Annotated in this window: 13 protein-coding genes and 1 pseudogene; 7 read left to right on the top strand and 7 right to left on the bottom strand. The window is 70.8% G+C overall.

Annotated elements, in window-relative coordinates; genetic code table 11:
* Positions 1-60: 60 nt before the first annotated feature.
* From P1P75_RS09815 to P1P75_RS09805, 3 genes are all read left to right on the top strand, one after another.
* Positions 61-1,122, top strand: coding sequence for an alkene reductase (locus P1P75_RS09815; RefSeq protein WP_319253617.1), 1,062 nt, complete (start codon positions 61-63; stop codon positions 1,120-1,122).
* 14 nt (positions 1,123-1,136) lie between these two features.
* Positions 1,137-1,604, top strand: a complete 468-nt coding sequence (locus P1P75_RS09810) for a MarR family winged helix-turn-helix transcriptional regulator (protein WP_319253615.1) — start codon at positions 1,137-1,139, stop codon at positions 1,602-1,604.
* 163 nt (positions 1,605-1,767) lie between these two features.
* A complete protein-coding gene (locus P1P75_RS09805; RefSeq protein WP_319253613.1) occupies positions 1,768-2,688 on the top strand; it encodes an SDR family oxidoreductase in 921 nt (306 codons plus the stop codon).
* Positions 2,689-2,926: 238 nt separating this feature from the next.
* Here P1P75_RS09805 and P1P75_RS09800 read toward each other — a convergent pair whose 3' ends face one another.
* The 3 genes from P1P75_RS09800 to P1P75_RS09790 form a co-directional block, all read right to left on the bottom strand.
* A complete protein-coding gene (locus P1P75_RS09800) occupies positions 2,927-3,496 on the bottom strand; it encodes a TetR/AcrR family transcriptional regulator (protein ID WP_319253612.1) in 570 nt (189 codons plus the stop codon).
* 381 nt (positions 3,497-3,877) lie between these two features.
* Positions 3,878-5,377 (bottom strand): MFS transporter, encoded by a 1,500-nt coding sequence (locus tag P1P75_RS09795; protein WP_319253610.1) that lies wholly within the window; start codon positions 5,375-5,377, stop codon positions 3,878-3,880.
* A 630-nt stretch (positions 5,378-6,007) separates the two neighbouring features.
* Positions 6,008-9,817 carry a HEAT repeat domain-containing protein gene (locus P1P75_RS09790; RefSeq protein WP_319253608.1) on the bottom strand — a complete coding sequence of 1,270 codons (3,810 nt, stop codon included), beginning with the start codon at positions 9,815-9,817 and terminating at the stop codon, positions 6,008-6,010.
* Positions 9,818-10,016: 199 nt separating this feature from the next.
* Here P1P75_RS09790 and P1P75_RS09785 point away from each other — a divergent pair, with 199 nt between their 5' ends.
* Entirely contained in the window at positions 10,017-10,181 is a 165-nt protein-coding gene (locus P1P75_RS09785) for a hypothetical protein (protein ID WP_319253606.1), read from the top strand.
* A gap of 97 nt (positions 10,182-10,278) precedes the next feature.
* A pseudogene (locus tag P1P75_RS09780) lies at positions 10,279-10,518 on the top strand (leucine zipper domain-containing protein); the annotation flags it as partial.
* 981 nt (positions 10,519-11,499) lie between these two features.
* On the opposite strand, the gene P1P75_RS09775 reads toward P1P75_RS09780, so the two are convergent.
* Positions 11,500-11,901 carry a nuclear transport factor 2 family protein gene (locus P1P75_RS09775; protein ID WP_319253604.1) on the bottom strand — a complete coding sequence of 134 codons (402 nt, stop codon included), beginning with the start codon at positions 11,899-11,901 and terminating at the stop codon, positions 11,500-11,502.
* Positions 11,902-12,056: 155 nt separating this feature from the next.
* On the opposite strand from P1P75_RS09775, the gene P1P75_RS09770 reads away from it, so the two are divergent.
* Positions 12,057-12,650 (top strand): TetR/AcrR family transcriptional regulator, encoded by a 594-nt coding sequence (locus P1P75_RS09770; RefSeq protein ID WP_319253602.1) that lies wholly within the window; start codon positions 12,057-12,059, stop codon positions 12,648-12,650.
* A gap of 51 nt (positions 12,651-12,701) precedes the next feature.
* Here P1P75_RS09770 and P1P75_RS09765 read toward each other — a convergent pair whose 3' ends face one another.
* The 3 genes from P1P75_RS09765 to P1P75_RS09755 all read right to left on the bottom strand — a co-directional run bounded on the left by P1P75_RS09765 (position 12,702) and on the right by P1P75_RS09755 (position 16,212).
* Positions 12,702-14,030, bottom strand: a complete 1,329-nt coding sequence (locus P1P75_RS09765) for a PP2C family protein-serine/threonine phosphatase (RefSeq protein WP_319253600.1) — start codon at positions 14,028-14,030, stop codon at positions 12,702-12,704.
* Positions 14,031-14,233: 203 nt separating this feature from the next.
* On the bottom strand, positions 14,234-14,926 hold the full coding sequence (locus P1P75_RS09760) for a response regulator transcription factor (RefSeq protein WP_319253597.1): 693 nt from the start codon (positions 14,924-14,926) through the stop codon (positions 14,234-14,236).
* On the bottom strand, positions 14,923-16,212 hold the full coding sequence (locus tag P1P75_RS09755) for a histidine kinase (protein WP_319253595.1): 1,290 nt from the start codon (positions 16,210-16,212) through the stop codon (positions 14,923-14,925). Before P1P75_RS09755 ends, P1P75_RS09760 begins: the two co-directional genes overlap by 4 nt.
* 370 nt (positions 16,213-16,582) lie before the next feature.
* Between P1P75_RS09755 and P1P75_RS09750 the strand changes: the two genes are divergently transcribed.
* Positions 16,583-17,723, top strand: a 1,141-nt coding sequence (locus tag P1P75_RS09750) for an alpha/beta fold hydrolase (protein WP_319253593.1), incomplete at its 3' end; no start/stop codon positions are given.

The following is a 17,723-nucleotide window of genomic DNA, read 5'->3' as shown; positions in this document are numbered from 1 at the left end:
CACGACCACCCACTGCCCTTGCGGTGACCAGCCGGTCACCGCCATGCCGAAGGAACCCTCATGCTCAATTCCCTGTGGACGCCGACCACTCTTGGCGGCATATCTCTGCCGCACCGCCTGGTCATGGCCCCCATGACCCGTGACCGCTCCACATCCGAAGGCGTACCGACCGAGCTGAACGCCGAGTACTACGCCCAGCGGGCCTCGCACGCGCTCGTCATCACCGAGGGCACCCAGCCCTCCCCCGACGGACAGGGCTACCTCCTCACCCCCGGCATCCACAATGACGACCAGATCGCCGGATGGCGCAAGGTCACCGACGCCGTTCACGCGGCCGACGGCCGGATCGTCATCCAGCTGATGCACACCGGACGCATCGCCCACCCCGACAACACCCCCCACGGGCGCCGGCCGGTCGCTCCTTCGGCGATCCGGCCGGAGGGCGCGATGTTCACCGCGTCCGGGCCCCAGGAGATGCCGACACCCCGTGCTCTGACGACGCAGGAGGTCGCGGCGACCGTCGAGGACTTCCGCCGCGCCGCAGCGGCTGCTGTCGCGGCAGGCGCCGACGGTGTGGAGATCCACGGAGCCAACGGTTACCTGGTGCACCAGTTCCTGTCCGACAACACCAACCAGCGCACCGATGGCTACGGCGGCTCGGTCGAGGGCCGCATCCGCTTCGCCGTCGAGGTCGCCGCCGCCGTGGCCGACGAGATCGGCGCCGACCGCACCGGCCTGCGCATCTCCCCCGGCAACCCGTACAACGACATCGCCGAGTCCGACACCACCGAGCTGTATCCGGCACTCCTGGACGCCTTGCGCCCCCTGGACCTGGCCTACCTCCACGTGCTGCACGCGGGCGACGAGGAGCTGCTGGGCACTCTGCGCGCACTGTGGCCGACCACGCTGATCCTCAATCGGGGCGGCACCGACCTGCCCGCCCGCGCCAAGGACATCGAGAATGGTACGGCCGACCTCGTGTCCGTCGGCGCCCTCGCGCTCGCCAACCCGGACCTGGTCGAGCGGCTGCGTGCCGGCTCGCCGCTGAACACCCCCGACCCGGCCACCTTCTACGGCGGCGGAGCGGTCGGCTACACCGACTACCCCACCTACACCGGCTGAGGACACAACAGACCATGCCTGACATCCCCACGACCGCCGCCGCAGGGCCGATGAGCTACGCGATCTTCCAGCTCGCCCGCGCCCACCGCGCCCGCGCCGCCGTCCTGCTCCGCGCCATGGACCTCCACCCCGGCCAGGAGCTGCTGCTGATGCAGCTGTTGGACCGCGACGGCCAGACCCAGTCCGAACTTCTCGAAGCCGTCGGCCTGGACCACTCCACCGTCTCCAAGTCCCTGCGCCGCATGCAGGAAGCGGGCCTGCTCGTTCGCGAGCCGGCCCAGCACGACCGGCGTGTGATGGTGGTCCACCTCACCGGCAAGGGCCGCGCCATGCGCGAACCCATCGCAGCCCTGTGGCAGAACCTGGAAGAGATCTCCGCGGGCAGCCTGTCGGAGCAGCAGGCGGCAGCCTTCGTCGAGACCGCCTACGCCATCACCGACGCGATCACCAGCCGCCCGCCGCCGGAAGAGGAATCCGGCTGAATCGCTGGGTGCGGCTGGGCGAGCCGCTCACGGCAGGCGGGGTGGGGGCGCCCCGAAGGGAACTCCGGTGCGCCCCCACACCGCCGGCCGCCCGCATACCGACCCAGCCGCACCGCTTTGGCCCCGCCAACCCCACCTCGACCCGACGGAAAGTGTGATCCCCATGCCTGCCACCGACTCCACCAACCCTTGCGTCCTCGTCGTCGGGGCGACCGGCTCACTGGGAAGCAAGGTCGTCGACGAACTCCTGGCACGTGGCAAGAACGTCCGCGCCCTCGTCAGGCCGACCAGCGACGCCGGCCGACTCGAAAGCCGGGGCGTGCAGATCACCCGCGGTGACATGCTCGACGTCGACTCGCTCGTCGCGGCCATGAACGGCGCCGACGCCGTCGTCACCACCGCCGCCGGCTACACCCGCGGCGGGAAGAACGCCAACGACATCGACACCATCGGCAACGCCAACCTCGCCGAGGCCGCCCACCGCACCGGCATCCGGCGGTTCGTCCTGACCAGCATCCTCACCAGCGACCAGACGCCCGACGTCCCGCACTTCTGGCACAAGAAGCTCGCCGAGGACAGGCTCGAACAGCTCGGCGTCCCGTTCGTCGCCCTGCGCCCGGGGGCGTTCCTCGACCAGGTCACGAGCATGGCGGGCGACCCCGTCGACAAGGGCCGCATGGTGTGGATCGGCAAGGCCACCGTCCCGCTGACCTTCGTCCACACGTCCGATCTCGCGGCGTACCTGGCGGCCGCGGTCGACGTCGCAGCCGAGGCCGGCGAACGGATCGACATCGGTTGGGACCGTCCCGTCAGCATGCGGGAGGTGGCCGACGTGATGGGCCGCCAGGCCGGAAGGGAGATCAAGGTGCGGTCCGTACCGTCCGCCGTCGCCCGCGGCGCGGGAGCCGTCGTCGGCCGCTTCGTGCCCCTGGTCAAGGACATGGCCGCGATGTTCCACTGGTTCGAGACCGGCCGCTACGTCGCCGACCCGAGCCGTCAGGAGCAGCTGTTCGGCCCCGTTCCCACGGCCGAGGAGGCCCTCGCCCGGTTCACCGACGAGCTGCGCCCAACACCCCACCGGTGACAGGCCCGCCTCCCGAGCGGTCGACGAGAAACGACGGTGTCACCGCCCGCTGCCTGCGCGAGGAGGCATCGCACCCTCAGGCCGGCCGTGACCGCCCGCCGCGGCCCACGGATCGGGGCGGCCGCGGAGGTGTGGACGTGTGCCGCCCCCGCCTCACATGCCACCCCTGGCTTCACGGGCCGCGAAGGCCGCCGGGGCAAGACCGGTGTGGCCTCGGCGAAGCGGTCCGGGCGATGCGTCAGCGCACGCCCGCTGCGTCGAGCAGGGTGGCCACCGTGGGTGTGACGAGCCCGGTCAGATCGTCGGCTCCGATTCCCGCGCGGGCACTGGCGCCGTCGAAGACCAGGATGAGTTGCCTGGCGAGCAGGTAGGGGTGGCTCGCCCCGCCCTGTTCCGCCTCGGCCCGCAAGAACCCTGTCAGGTTCCCTTTGACCCGGTGGGCCACTTGGCTCGCGGGATGGGCCTGGTCCTTGAGTTCGATCTGAGCAGCCAGGTACCGACAGCCTTGGAAGCCGGGCGCGCCCGCCTGCTCCTCCAGCTGGGCGAAGACGTGCAGGATTCGCTCGCGGGGTGAACGGCCGTCGTCCGCCGCGGGCAGGAGGGTCGCCACGTAGGCGGAGGCGCGCTCCTCCAGGCTCGCTGCCAGCAGTTCGTCCTTGCTCTCGAACAGCTGGTACATGGAACGCTTCGACACCCCGGCCGCCCGGCACAGCGCGTCGACGCCGATGCCGACACCGTCTCGGTAGGTGAGGGTGGCCGCCGCATCCAGCAGCCGCTCCCTGGTGCTTGACTTCACTTCGGTGGTCACACTGCGAGGTTAACGCGATATGGACGAAATTGAAACCGATCGGTTTGCAACGTCGTCGGGGCGATCTTCGTGCCGTCGGCAGCCGAGCGGGCATGCGAGTACGGTTCCGCTGCGCATGGGCGACGGCCTGCTCGGACTTCGCCTGGGCGAGGCCGCGCCACAATCCTCGACGGGGCCGGGGTCGGCCCGTCGCCCCCCGACACCGTGCGGGTGGCGACACCGGCCGCCGGCACCGCCGTCGCACCCTGGAACAAGCGGGCATCATCTCAGGGCAGCCCCCCGCCTTCCTGCGCTGTCTACGCCCTACGGACACCAGTCAGCGCAGGTGGCAGGGTGTTCCCCACCGTGGTTGCGGCAAGCCCGATCTCGGTGGGATCAGGCTCAGTGGGCGATCACGGGCTCGCCCTCTGACGGCGCCAGAGCCTTGTTCGGCATCAGGAACGCCGTGAGTACCGCGCCGACCACGAAGATCCCGGCGCCCCACGCCAGGGTGGCCGTGTAGCTCTCGACCCCGGCCTGTGCCACGGTCAGCGCGCCGGGCTTGTGCGAGGACAGGTAGTCGGTCGCGGCCGACGAGGCGACCGTGGTCAGCAGCGCCGTACTGATCGAGCCACCCACCTGCTGGCCGGTGTTGATCAGCGCCGAGGCGACGCCGGCGTCCTCGTGGTGCACGCCCGCGGTCGCACCCTGGAACGCGGTGGTCATCACACCGCCGATACCGAGGCCCAGCAGGATCATGCCCGGCATGATGTCGGCGACGTAGCCGCTGTCCAGCGCGAGCTGCGTCAGCAGGGCCATACCGGATGCGGCGACCAGGAAGCTGACGCTGATCACGACCTTCGGACCGACCCTGGGCAGCAGCAGCGAAGGCACCGTGGTCGACGAGGCGACGATGCCCGCGACCATCGGCAGGAAGGCGAGACCGGCCTCGATCGGCGAGTAGCCGATGCTGGCCTCCAGGTAGTAGGTCAGGAACAGGAAGATCGAGAACATCCCCATGCCCGTGACGAACACGGCCAGGAACGAACCGCCTCGGGTCCGGTCCAGCACGACGCGCAGCGGCAGCAGCGGATGCGCAACCCTGAGTTCCAGCCACACGAACACGGCCAGCAGCATCACGCCGACGATCATGGAGCCGAGGGCGACCGGGTCCGTCCAACTGGTGGATTCGACGTGTGCGAACCCGTAGACGATGCCGAACAGAGCGGCGCTCACCACGACGGTGCCCGGGATATCGATTTTGGGCCGCTCGGTGACGACCGGCTTGGCCAGCCACAGCAACGCACCGACCAGCGCGACGCCCGCGAAGATGACGTTCACGTACATCACCCAGCGCCACGACGCCCATTCGGTGAGCATGCCGCCGAGCAGCAGTCCGACCGCGGCGCCCGCACCGGACAGCGCACTGAAGATGCCGAAGGCCTTCGCCCTCTCGGCCGGCTGGGTGAAGGTCACACTGAGCAGCGACAGTGCCGCGGGCGCGAGCAGCGCGGCGAAGACACCCTGGGCCACCCGTGCCGCGACGAGGATCTCAAAGCTGCCGGCCGCGCCGCCGACGACGGATGCGACCGCGAAACCGATCAGGCCGGTCACGAAGGTCGTACGCCGGCCGAACAGGTCACCGAGTCGGCCCCCGAGCAGCAGCAGGCTGCCGAACGCCAGGGCGTACCCCGTGATGACCCACTGCCGGCTGCCGTCACTGAAACCGAGGTCGTGCTGCGCTTCGGGCAGCGCGATGTTCACGACGGTCGCGTCCAGCGTGACCATGAGCTGCGCCACACCCAGCACGACGAGCACCAGCCAGCGCACCGCATGTGAGCCGCGGCGGCCCGAGTCTGTTTTCCCGGAGGCGGGCGCCCCGCGATCGAAGGTGGTAGTCATGTCTTCCCTTTGCTGCTGGTCATAGGCTGAGCACCGGTCGGAAACCGATCTGTTTCCCTATAGAAAAACAGATCGGTTTCCTCAGTGCAAGTGGAGGGGCTCCGGCCCGTGGGCCATCGGACATCGACGCCCGCGCCGGCCACCGGTGCTGTCTCGGCGCACGACACAGGCAAACCGCCGTGTCGGCCAGCGCCGACAGGCCGGTACGGATCGCGAACGCCCAAAACGTTGCCCGTCGTTGCACGACAGCGAAGCCGCGTTGAGCGAGCCGACGGGCGGAGCGTCAGTGGAGGGCTTCGATGCCATCCAAGATCGCGGCCCCGCTCCTCGGCGCCGTACACGGCCGTCGCGCGCAGCCGCTCGTAGAGGTCGAGGTGGCTGTCTCCGAGGCGTCGTAGCGCGGCGGGGATCTGGGCGCTGCCACTCCATGTGCGCCGACTCGGTGTCTCGGCACCGGGCGATGGTGACGGCGGCCCGGTCCTCGGCATCACATGCCCAGGACCAGTGGCGGATGCCGTGCGGTGTCAGGGGCGTACGGCCGTTCTCCCGAGTGCGGTGCTTTCGGGTGGGTCCGGTCGGCGCATTCGATGTCGGCCCCCGTGCCGAACCGGCAGACCTATGGCTCCTGCGCTACCACTCGTCGGAGAGGCTGTCGGCGAGCGCCTGGATCTGCGGGTCATGCGGCCAGCGTGCGGCGAGTGCCGTCACGGCCGCTCGCTGCAGGTCCCAGTCGGAGTCGTCGGCGGCCCGCTCGCGCAGCAGCTCCTCGGTGACGGGGTCGTCGCGCCAACCGCCTGCCAGTGCCTGGACTGCCGCGCCTCGGCTGATCGGGCCGGTTCCGCTGGTGACGATGCGTCGGAGCAGCTCACCGGTCGCCGGGTCGCGCCAGCCCGCCGCCAGGTCGTATACGGCGGTGGCGCGCAGGTGGTCGTCCGGGTCGTCGATCGCGCGCCGGCGAAGCAGAACGGCGGTCTGCCGGGTGCGAAAGTTTGTGACGAGAGCCTGGACGGCGGTCCCACGGACGTAGGGTACGGGATCGTTCTCGGCCCTGTCGTGCAACAGCTCGACCGTGCCGGGGTGGTCGCTCCAGCATGCTCCCAGCGTCCGCACCGCCGCCGCGCGTACGAACTCGGCGTTGCCCTCAACTGCGAGCCTGCGAAGCAGCGACCCGGTTGCCGGGTCGCTGCGCCATCCGGCGGCGAGGGCGAGGACGGCCAGTTCGCGGGCTCGCGACGGGCCCTCGGCCTGGACGACGCCGCGTAGCAGTGCCCTGGCGTCGGGATGGTCCGGCCAGACCAAGTAGGCGGCCAGCAGTGCGGCCTGTCGCACCGGCTCGCTTGCGTCGGAGGTGACGAGCTCACCCAGCCACGGCAGCGTTGCGGGATGGGTGTGCCATTCTGTGGCCAGTACCCGCACCGTGGCCACGCGGACGGTGTCGTCGGGGTGGTTCTGGGCCTGTTCGCGTAGCAGCACGGGGGTCTTCGCATCGGTACGCCGGTCGACGACGAGGGACTTCAGCGCGGCGTGCAGCACGTCCTCCGCGTCGGGCGAGGGCGTCGACCAGGCTGGGGCAGGGTCGGCGGGTCGCGGCTCGGCGCGGGCGAGCGCCCGTTTCGCGGCCTCTCGCACCCATCCCTCGCTTCCGGCGTCGGCGGCGGCCGAACGCAACAGCGCCACAGTCTGCGGATCGTCAGGCCAGCCCCGGACGAGGATGCCGAAAACCCTGTACCGCAGGTGCGGGTCCGGATCGCGGGCGGCGCGGTCGCGTACGACGGCCGCAGCGTCCGGGTCGTGCGGCCAGCCGGCCGCGATGGATTCCACCGCGGTCAGGCGGACCGAGTCGTCGCGGTCATCGGTCGCGAATCGGCGTACCAGGTTGAACGTCTCGGGCTCGTTGCTCCAGCCGTCGGCAAGCGCGGCCAGCGCCCCCTGCCGTAGGTACCGATCGTGGTCGGTGAGACAGGTCCGCAGCCAGTCGCTGGTGGACCGGTCCTGGTGACGGGTCATCGCGAAGAGCTGCAGCGAGCCTCTCCTGACGTTTCCGTCAGGGTCTGTCTCGGCGAACTCCCGGAGCAGCCCGGCGACTTGGGGATCGTCGGGCCATTCCTGGATGAGCGCGCGCAGCGCCTCCTCCCGGTCGGCGGGAGCGGGGCCGAAGACCGCCTTGCTGACCAGGCTCTCGCGGAACTCGCTGTTGTCGCGCAGCAGCGCCGCGCCGACGCGCGCGGCCGGCGGTACCTGGACCGAGACGAAGTCCTCCCCGAACCTCGTGACGTTCAGGAACTGGCCGCGTGCCTGGTACCAGTCGTGGTAACGCCGACGGATGGCGGGGTTGCCTGCGCCGAGCCGGCCGAGTACGGGCGGCAGCGTCTCCTCGACCGCACGGGTGAGTGACGAATAGGGGGAGGTCTCGTCCGTGACCATGTGCTCGATCAGCGCAATCACCGCGTTGACGACGGCGCAACACTGGGCGCGGAGCTTGCCCGGGTCACGGACCTCGCCGAGGCAGCGCGCGGCGAGCACGATGTGGTGCGGTGTCTCGCCCGAGAACGCCTCGGGCTGCCGGACGAACCACAGCGGATCGACGGCGAGGAGGTGGTCGACGATCTGGCCTGTGAGGCGCGGTTCGACCATTCCCGCGACAAGGACGAGGGTCTCGTGCCACGTGGGGTCCGCCCAGTGCTTGCCGTATACCTGCTGGATGAGGGCATCCCCGGTCAGGCTCCGCTCGACGGCCAGCCGGTGCCGGATCTCCGCCGCGGCGTGGTATTCGAGGAAGGTCTGGTGCGGAAAGCCGAGGCCGTCGGCGTGGTGGACCAGCAGTCCGGTGTGCCGGAGAAGGTTCTCCAGGAACGCCTCCCAACGGTCCGGACGGATCCTGCCGGGGCGTTGCACGGCTTCGTGTGAGGCCAGTGCCTCGGTGACCGGGGTCCTGTGGTCCGAGAGCCTCCGGTGCGCCAGGTAACCGATCAGCTCGGGCAGCCGTTCGTGGACACGCCGTGCGGCGGCGTCGGCTTCCTTGCGCGCCCGCGGGCTCTGGACGTTCTCCACGAGGCGCTTGATCGATTCTTCGTGGCTGTCCGCGACGCGCTTGCTGTGGTTGTTCTCGTAGACCAGGTCGGTGAACGCTTCGTACACCGCGGCGCGGCCGTCGGGCAGCGGGCGCTCGGGCTTGGCGAGGTAGAGCTGGCACAGCATGAAGGCCATCAGCGGGGTACGGGCCAGTTCGTCCAGGGAGGCCCTGCGCAGCGCACCGGCGAAGTGGCGGGCGCGGTGGGTGGCTTCTTGCCTCGGCCAGCGGGTGCTGAAGTATTTCTCCATGTAGTCGTGCAGATCGTGCGGTGCGAACGCCTGCAGTTCATAGTGCGGGGCCTTGAGGCCGAGGACCTGGTCAAGAACGCTGAGTTCGCCCTCGGCCAGAGGGCGGGTCGCTACGACGCACCGGTACAGCGGCGGTTCTGCCGCGACGGCGTTGGCAAGCTTCTCCAACACGGCGCGGCGCTCGTCCGCGTTGGGGAGTTCGTCGAGGCCGTCGACGAGAAGCTGCCAGTGCGCCCCGGTCCAAGGCCGCTGTAGGAAGCGGTCTCGGGTCAGTTCCGGGTGCCGCCCGAACTGGCTGAGCCTTGCCGTGGCGGCGGCGAGCACATCGGGTACTTGCGTCGTCTCTCCGGCGAGGGCGCGTGCGCTCACCCATACCGGGACGGCCGGACCGGACTTCCCGGGGTTGTGCGTACCGTCGAGCAATTCACCGGCCGTGTCGCGCAGCCGCGCACGCAGCAGTGTGGACTTGCCGGTTCCGGGACCGGCGATGAGCACACACACCCGGTCGGCCCTCCGGAAGACCGCTTCGGCCGGCTCGCCAGGAACGGCGAGGCCGGTACCGCTTCTTCCGGCGGTGAAGCCCTCGCCGGCTCCGGCGTGCCCGTCCCGTGCCGCAGCGCGGCTGCGCTGGCGCACGTAGACCTCGGCCAGGGAAGGTGGTTCGGAGAGGTTCGGATACGGGTGCTTCTCAGCGGCCTTCCGGGCGGCCGCGAGGTAGCCGCGCACCTCCTCGTCCATGGCGGTCCCGCGATGGGCGTCCTCGTAGAGCTTCTTCCAGCGGGGGCGCAGACTGCCCTCCACGTACCGACTGTCCTTCTGGGTGACCCAGTCGAGCATCACGGCGACCACGGACCACACATCGTCGAAGTCCTGCGGCAGGCTGGGCTCCTTCAAGCGCTCCTGCTTGGGGAACCAGCCGTTGACCGTCTGGAGGGGCAGATCCTTGCCGCCTTCGCTGCGCGGCCAGGGCACGTCTTCTGGACGGCCTGCGGCTTTGCGCCGGCGCCTGTTCGCCTCCTCGACCGCGGCCTTCTGCGTCTTCCGCTTCTCGTCCAGCGCTTCCCCGAGCTGCCCAAGGTGCTGCGCCAGCGCTTGCCTTCCCGCGTGCTCTTTCCTCACGCTCGCTTCCGGCCTTTCCGCTCGGTACTGATCTGATCCGGCTGATCCGACGGCCCCAGGGTCACGGTCCTGCCACCTGGCAGCTTGCGGCCGGAAATCCGGCGATCCGGTGTCCATGGCCGGCCGTCGAAGGTCCTGGAGAAGGTGCTCGTGGCCGTCCCGTCCGGGAGGTCGAGGCTGCTTGGGGAAGGACTGACACATGGACATCTGGTGGGCAGCGGTGCCCTTGGCCGGGCTCGCGATCCTCGCGATCACCCTGGTGACCGTCACCGGTCTGGCACTGAAGGACACCGCTTCTCGGGACCGCGCCGGCATCCTGCGCGCCGTCGCGGCATGCGTGCGGGAACTGTACGGACGCCGATGACGACCCAGGCCCAGGTGTGCTGTCCCGAGACGTCGGTGACACGCGTGCTGGGTGCTTGAACAGGTGAGGGCCTTCTGGGCTCGGTGTGGATCTCGACATCCAGGACCGACCGCAGGAGGCCCTCGCGTCCCACCGTGATGCCCCGCTGTCCCCGACCGGCAGACTGCGTCCGGCCCCGGTGCGTCGTGTACGACGGCCGGCCACTGTGCCGTGCCGCGGAACGCTTCCAGGCCGGCCACACCACCTCCGCACGCCGGGCCGGCCGCTACCGGCAACTTGGTGAGGCCGCGATGCGCGACCGCTCCAGCCGCCCGCACCACCGACCCCCCGCACCCCGGCCGCCGTCGCGGCACAGGTGGTGCGGCTGCGCCGCGAACACCGCCTCGGCCCGCTCAGGACGGCCGTCCACGCCGGCGTCGGCGGCCACACACCAGCCGGCCGCGTCACGAACCTGTCCGCACGGCACACCTGGAGCGTGTTTCGGAAGTCCCGTCTGCCGGGCGACCGTCTGCCGGGCGACACCTGTCACGCACTGCCCCAGAGGGGCCACGCCAAGCCGCGTTGTCGGGCTCGCCCCGATACGACCAGCATCGGGACGACCCTTCTCTTTGCGGTCACACGCACCGGACGCCGCCGAGCCTGCCCTTCGGGCGGACGACGTTGCTGTAGCCACACGCTCCGGCCCTCTCGCACCCCGCTTCCCCGCCACAGGTTCCAGCTCGTCATCGAGCATCGTCCAGCACTCGACAAGCTCGTCCACCCTTACCGGCCGCCGCCCCATGGCGCACATCATGCCGAAGCGCCCCGGGCCAGGACCGTGAAACCGCCAAAGACCCAGTTTGCGGCTCCCCCAACCCCCCACGGATCGGGACGACTTCGGATGCCACCTCTGCCAACGCCGCCGAGGTCCACGGCTTCGCGGGCGGCAATGTGGGCGAGCTGACGGGCATGCCGCTCACCGCCCACTTCGCGCACCCGGCGCCCGGGCGGTGGACAAGCGGTCGGTCGTGAGAGCCGGCCGCTCGCGCAGGGTCCTGCGGTTCGGACCAGTAGCCGCAGGGCTTGTGTGTTCTCACGCGGGCAGTCGGCCGCAGCCGATCGGCGAAGCCGCCACGCATGGCTGGATGGAAGCCGGCGGTCGGTTCAGGTGGGTCGGTCCGCGACGGCCGGCCCTGGTCTGCTGTCATTCCAGGATGGTGAGGTGGTCGGCGCCGCCGCGCCATTCGATCAGGAGGACGGTGGCGTCATCGCTGGTACGTCCGCCGCGTTCGCGCTTCAGGGTGCGGGCCGGCCTCCGGCACCGGCCACCAGTCCGGGTTCACCTGATCTCGGTCGCCTGGGACCACACGACCTGCCACCTGCCCTCCACGCACTCGTAGGTGTCGGTGTGCCAGTAGCGGGCGCCAGGTACCCGATGGCCGCCGAAGACCACCTCGAGCGCGGCCTGGTAGCGGATGACAGCGGCGTTCCCCTGGACTCGGACGGCGATGGGGCCGGGCTCCCAGGCGACGTAGTCGATGTGGCCGCTGCCGATGGCTCCCAGGTACTCGTCCCTGGTGAGGACCGCGCCGACGGGGGTGACGAGCTGGAAGTCCGATGCGTGCAGCTCAAACGCCTCGGTGACATCAGCCGCGACGAGAGCGCGGAGCCGGGCCCGCTCCACCTCGCGGATCCGTTCGGCGACCGCGCGGTCGGCGGCGGTGTCGACTGTCTGTGCCATGAAGTTCACTCCTGGTCCTGCGGACGGGCGAGCCTCCGGCCGGACGGGGAAGGGGACGCCTTGCGCGGCCGTGCCCTCCCGCATCTGCTCTGCTTGACAAAGTGTCGCAGACTGTCCAGTTGGACTCTATGAGTCCAGGAGACTAGCGTATCGCCATGCCAGATGACCGAGCCGGGCACATTCTCGACAGCGCTCTGACCGTTTTCCGTCAGTACGGGTACGCCAAGACCACCATGCAGGACATCGCCCGCGCCGCCGGAATGTCCCGGGCCGCGCTCTACCTGCATTTCGCCGGAAAGGAAGAACTCTTCCGCGCGGGATCCCGAAGGGCCCATTCCCGCGCCCTGGAACTCGTGGACGCCTCCCTCGCCGAGGAGGGTGACGTGCTGTCGATGATCGACACCGCGATCGCCGCCTACTTCACGGAGCTGACAGCCCAGATCTCCTCGAGCGCCCACGGCGGAGAACTCTTCGACGCCACTCACACCATCACCGAGGACATCGTCGGCGAAGCCCGGACCGCCCTGGTCGCCCGGCTGACGGTCGCGCTGGAGGAGGCCGCCGAAGCGGGGGACGTACGGTTCGCCGCCGTCGACACCACCGCCGAGGATCTCGCGCTCCTCCTCCTCTCCGTCATGGACGGACTGAAGAACACGAGCCCGGACCCAGCGGTCCGGCACGAGCGCAGGACGCTCTTCCTGCGCCTGACGCGCGCGGCGCTCACCTCACCCGGCGAGACCGGCGACTGACCCTCCCCCGCCCGGGGCAACGTCGGCACCTGCCCCGCTGCCCGCCTTGCGCTACGCGCCATCGGTCGTCCCTTTCATGTCTGCGGACGCGTCCCAGACCCCCGCGCGCGCTCGTACGCCGTCTTCAGCCGGCCGGTGTACCGCCTCCGAGCCGGGCGTCTCCTGGTCCTCGGCGGGTGCGGCGGCTTCCGGGGAGCCGTGCCATTCGCACAGCAGGACGGTGGCGTCGTCGTTGAGATGGCCGTCGTGATGCTCGAGCACCGCGCGCACCAGGCGGCGCAGCGTTTCCGGGGCCGGAAGGCCGTCGGCCTGGTGGCGGATGACGAAGTCGACGAAGCGGTCGCGGCCGAACTCGCGTCCCTGTGCGTCGCGGGCCTCGATGATGCCGTCGGTGTAGAGCAGCAGCTGGTCGCCGGGCTCCAGCTGTTCGCGGCACAGGGTCGCGGGAAGGCCGAGGTCGGTGCCGAGCGGGTGGGTGGGGGTGCAGGCCAGGTGGGTGGTCCAGCGTCGGCCGCGGATCAGGACCGGTGGGTGGTGGCCGCAGTTGATCCAGGTGAGGAGCCCGGTGTCGAGGTCGAGGTCGGCCAGGACGGCGGTCGCGTAGCGGCTGTGGGCGAACTGTTCGAGCAGGGTGGCTTCGATGGCGTCGCGGGCTTGCCCGAGGGTGTTGCCCTGGCGTCGCTGGTTGCGGCAGGTGGCCATGGCGAGGTTCGCGGTCAGTCCGGCCGAGGTGTCGTGTCCCATCGCGTCGAAGACCGCAAGGTGAGCGGTGTGGCCGGCCAGGGCGTAGTCGAAGGCGTCACCGGCGGTCGCGTAGGCGGGTTCCATCGTCGCGGCGATGGTCACCCGTCTGTTCGCGAACGTCCGGGGTGGCATCAGTGTCCACTCCATCTCCGCGGACACCGACATCGGGTTGACGCGGGTGAGGCGGGCGTAGGAGTCGCTGTGGTGGCGCTTGGAGACCAGCAGCAGACCCACCAGCGACGCCAGGTCCTCCATCGCCGCCCGGGTGGGCTCGTCCGGTTCGTCGTCGGTGTCTATGCGCAGGACACCGAGGCGCTCGGTGCCGTCCAGCACAGGCAACCAGTGCTCCGTACGGTCGGCGACCTGCGTGGAGTACGGCTGCCCGTCACGGAAGGCCCGGCCCGCCAGCGTGGCGTCGACCCGCAGCTCCCGCCCGCCCTCACCGGAGTCCAGGCCCTGCCCGGTGGCCTCTCGCAGCACCAGTTCCTGGATGTCCGCCACATAGATGCGCGCCCGGTGCAGCCCGGCCTCACCGGCATGGCGGGCCACCAGCGCCGGCGTCTCCTCGAACGCCGACAGGTGACTGGCCCGCAGCAAGGCGTGGAGCATACGGGCGGAGTCCTCTGGCGAAGCCATGCGGTCAACCTGTCAACGGGGACCACCCGCGGCCGCCCGGCGAACCCACCGCCCCGAGAGGCCCATGCCGTCGACGGACAGAACGAGAAGCCCAAAACGGACGTTCGCCATCACAGGTATCCCCCTAGCGGACATCCACACCGAAGCGTCGTGCGGGTGTCCACGCACGTCCCGCAGGGGCGGGGGCCGGGCGCCGACGGCGGTCAGGATTGTGTCCGGGTCGCGGCGGACGGGCTCGACGGGTGGACGAGGCGGTTCTCGTAGGCGAAGATCACGGCCTGGATCCGGTCGCGGAGTTCCAGCTTGTGCAGGATGCGCCCCAGATGGGATTTCACGGTCGCCTCCGCGAGGTACAGGGTGGCCGCGATCTCGGTGTTGGACCGCCCGCGGCCCACCTGGACGAGCACCTCGCGCTCACGGGCGCTGAGCCGGCTCAGCCGATCGTCGCGGTCGGCGCTGCTGCCGTCGGGGATGTGCGGGCGGAACTTCTCCAGCAGGCGCCGGGTGATGCGCGGGGAGACCACCGCGTCGCCCGCGTCCACGCTGCGTATCGCGGTGAGCAACTCCTCGGGCCTGGTGTTCTTCAGCAGGAAGCCCGAGGCTCCGGCGTTGAGTCCGGCGAAGGCGTACTCATCCAGGTCGAAGGTGGTCAGGATGAGCACTCTGCTCTGCGGGGAGATCCGGATGACCTGCCGGGTCGCCTCGATCCCGTCCGTCCCGGGCATCCGGACGTCCATGAGGACGACGTCGGGGCGCAGCTCCCGGGCGAGGCGTACGGCCTGGATGCCGTCCGCGGCTTCGCCGACCGGGGCCATGTCGGGCTGGGCGTCCAGGATGGTGCCGAAGGCCATACGGAGCAGTGCTTCGTCGTCGGCGATCAGGATGCGGATCGTCATGGGGACACCGCCCCGCCGCTGTCGAGGAGGAGGCGGGTGCGCACTCGCCAGCCGCCGCCCGGAAGCGGTCCGGCCTCCAGCGTCCCCCCGTAGGCGGCGGAGCGCTCGCGCATGCCGGGGATGCCGTGGCCGGACGCGGTGGCGCCGGGAAGGGACGAGCAGGAGCCGTCGTCGGTGACGTCCACGGTGACGGTCTCGGCCGAGCACCGTATCCGCACGTTCGCGTGTGTGCCGGCGGGTGTGTGCTTGAAGGTGTTGGTCAAGGCTTCCTGCACCAGGCGGTGGACGGTCAGCTGTGCGCTGGCGGGTATGTGGGTGTGGCCGCCCTGTACCTCGACGCGGGTCGGCAGCCCGGCGGCGCGCATCTGGTCGGCGAGGGTCTCGAGTTGGGCGATGCCGGGCAACGGGTGGCGCTCCGCGTCCGGTTCGCCGGTCCGCAGGACGCCCAACGAGCGCCGCATGTCGGTCAGGGCCTGCCGGCCCGTCTCGGAGGTCCGCAGCATCGCGGTGGTGGCCTTGTCGGGTGACCGGTGCTGCGCGTACACGGCGGCGTCGGTGAGCGCGACCATGACGGACAGGTTGTGGGTGACGATGTCGTGCATCTCCCGGGTGATACGCGTCCTCTCCTCGGCGACGGCCAGGCGCGCCTGCTGGTCCTGTTGTTGCTCCAGGCGTGCGGCCCGTTCCTCCAGGGCCGCGAGGTAGGCGCGCGTGGTCCGCACGTTCACCCCCAGGACCGCGGCGGCGACGACCATCGCGGTCATCGCGACGAAGGGGGTCAGGAACGCTCCCTCCGTCGCCCAGCGCAGGCAGGCCAGCAGAGCCCCGACCTCCACGACGGCACCGGCGACGAGCGCGCCGCGCCGGCCCGAGCGCGCCGCGGCCGTGTAGAGAGCCACCAGCAGGGCGACGTCCGCCGGCAGTGGGACGTCCATCAGCCACTGGACGAAGGCCGCGGCCGCCACGGCGCCGAACACCGTGAGCGGGGCCCGGCGCCGCCACACCAGCGGCAGCGCGAGGGCGGCGGTGAGGGCCACGGCCACCGGGAGCTCTCCCGGCGCGCCCGTGGTCATGATGTTGAGCAGGAGCAGCGCCGGCAACAGCGAGTCCCACACCACTGGCGGCAGCCGGTGGCCCCAGCGCCGGGCGGCTCTCACCGGTCGCGCCGCTCGTACGGAGGCCAGGCCGGCGTGCCTCGTCAGCCGTACGGCTGTCCTCGCCCGCCGCACGCGGTACCGGTGGCGCGACGGGTGGGCGTTGCCGGGCTCCGGTGCGGCCTCGGTCATCACACATCCTGTCGGTCAGGCGTCATGGTGGCCCGGGCCGGGACCACCACCGCGTACTCCGGAGCCGGGTCGGGTCGGGTCGGGTCCGGTACAAGAAGCGCACACCGCGTGCTCCCCCGGCCTGGACGCGGCCCTGTCACGGTAGGCCGCGGGCCCGCGAAGCACATGAGCCCACCGTCTGATCGCACCGCGCCGGGGTACGACCGCAGGAGGAGTCCCGCTACTTCCGCGGTCGCAAAGCGGCTGTTCGCCTGGGGGGCTTGATGGCGACTCAGGTCGCACAGCCGGCCTGCCTGGATACGACTGCGGCCGCACAGCGGCCATGCCTCGGACGGCGACTCCGGTCGTATGCGAGGGCGACTCCGGATCGATGTGGCATCGCGTGCCCCGCCCGGAGGATGGCCGGGTGAACGAGATCATCGCGGGACTGTACATGTCCCCTCTGGAATTGCTTGCCCTGCCGGGCGCCGTCGCGCTGGTGGTGGCGCGCTGGCTTCCCCCCGCTGCCCGCCCACGCGTCACGATCGCGGCGGGGACGGCTCTCGCGCTGTCCGCGATGCTGCTGAGTGCGGTGGGGATGCGCTGGCAGATGCTGCCGGTACTGGCAGGCGGTGCCGTCGCGTTGCCGTTCGCCCTCTCTCCCCTGCGACGCCGGACCGGCCGGCCGGTGTGGCGGGCCCGATGGTGGCTGGCGTTGCCGGGATCGGTGGCCTGCGTCGGCCTGATCGCCACGGGCCCGGTGGCCGCCTGGGCTTTCCCCGTACCGGTGTTCCCCGAACCGTCGGGCCGCTTCGCGGTCGGCACCCAGGTGGTGCAGTGGACCGACGCTCGCCGCCCCGAGACGTTCACCGCCGATCCGCACGACCGGCGCACGGTCGTGGTACAGCTCTGGTATCCCGCACGGAAGAGCCCCGCGGGCACGCAGCGGGCCCCGTACCTCGGACGCACGGAGCACGAGGCGCGCACCGTTTCCGACGCCCTCGCCCGCGGGGTGGGCCTGCCCGAATTCCTGGTCGACGGCCTCCCCCGGGCCCGCACCCATTCGGTCTTCAACGCCCCGGTGGCCGACAGCGGCGGACGGTTCCCGGTCGTGCTGTTCTCGCCCGGATCGGGCGGAGTACGCACCCAGAACACCGCCTGGGCGGAGGAACTGGCCAGTCACGGCTATCTGGTCGCCGCTCTCGACCACCCGTACGACTCCGCCGCCGTCGTGCTCACCGACGGCCGAACGATTCATTCCAGGACCGCCTCCACCGGGGACCGGGACAAGGACTCCGCGCTGGCCGCCGACTGGACGGCCGTTCGGGCGGCCGACCTCAGCTTCGTCCTCACGCAGCTGGACCGTCTGGGCCGAGGTGAGATCGCCGGCCCGCTGACCGGACGCCTGGACGGCGGCCGGGTCGCGGTCGCCGGCCACTCCATGGGGGGTGCCGCCGCCCTCCAGGCAGCCCGGCGGGACCGCCGGTTCGACGCCGTCATCGATCTGGACGGCTACCCCCACGGCCCCACCT

It is taken from the genome of Streptomyces sp. ID05-39B, from assembly GCF_033794725.1.
GTDB classification, from domain to species: domain Bacteria; phylum Actinomycetota; class Actinomycetes; order Streptomycetales; family Streptomycetaceae; genus Streptomyces; species Streptomyces bobili.
This window is presented reverse-complemented; position numbering and strand designations above follow the sequence as displayed.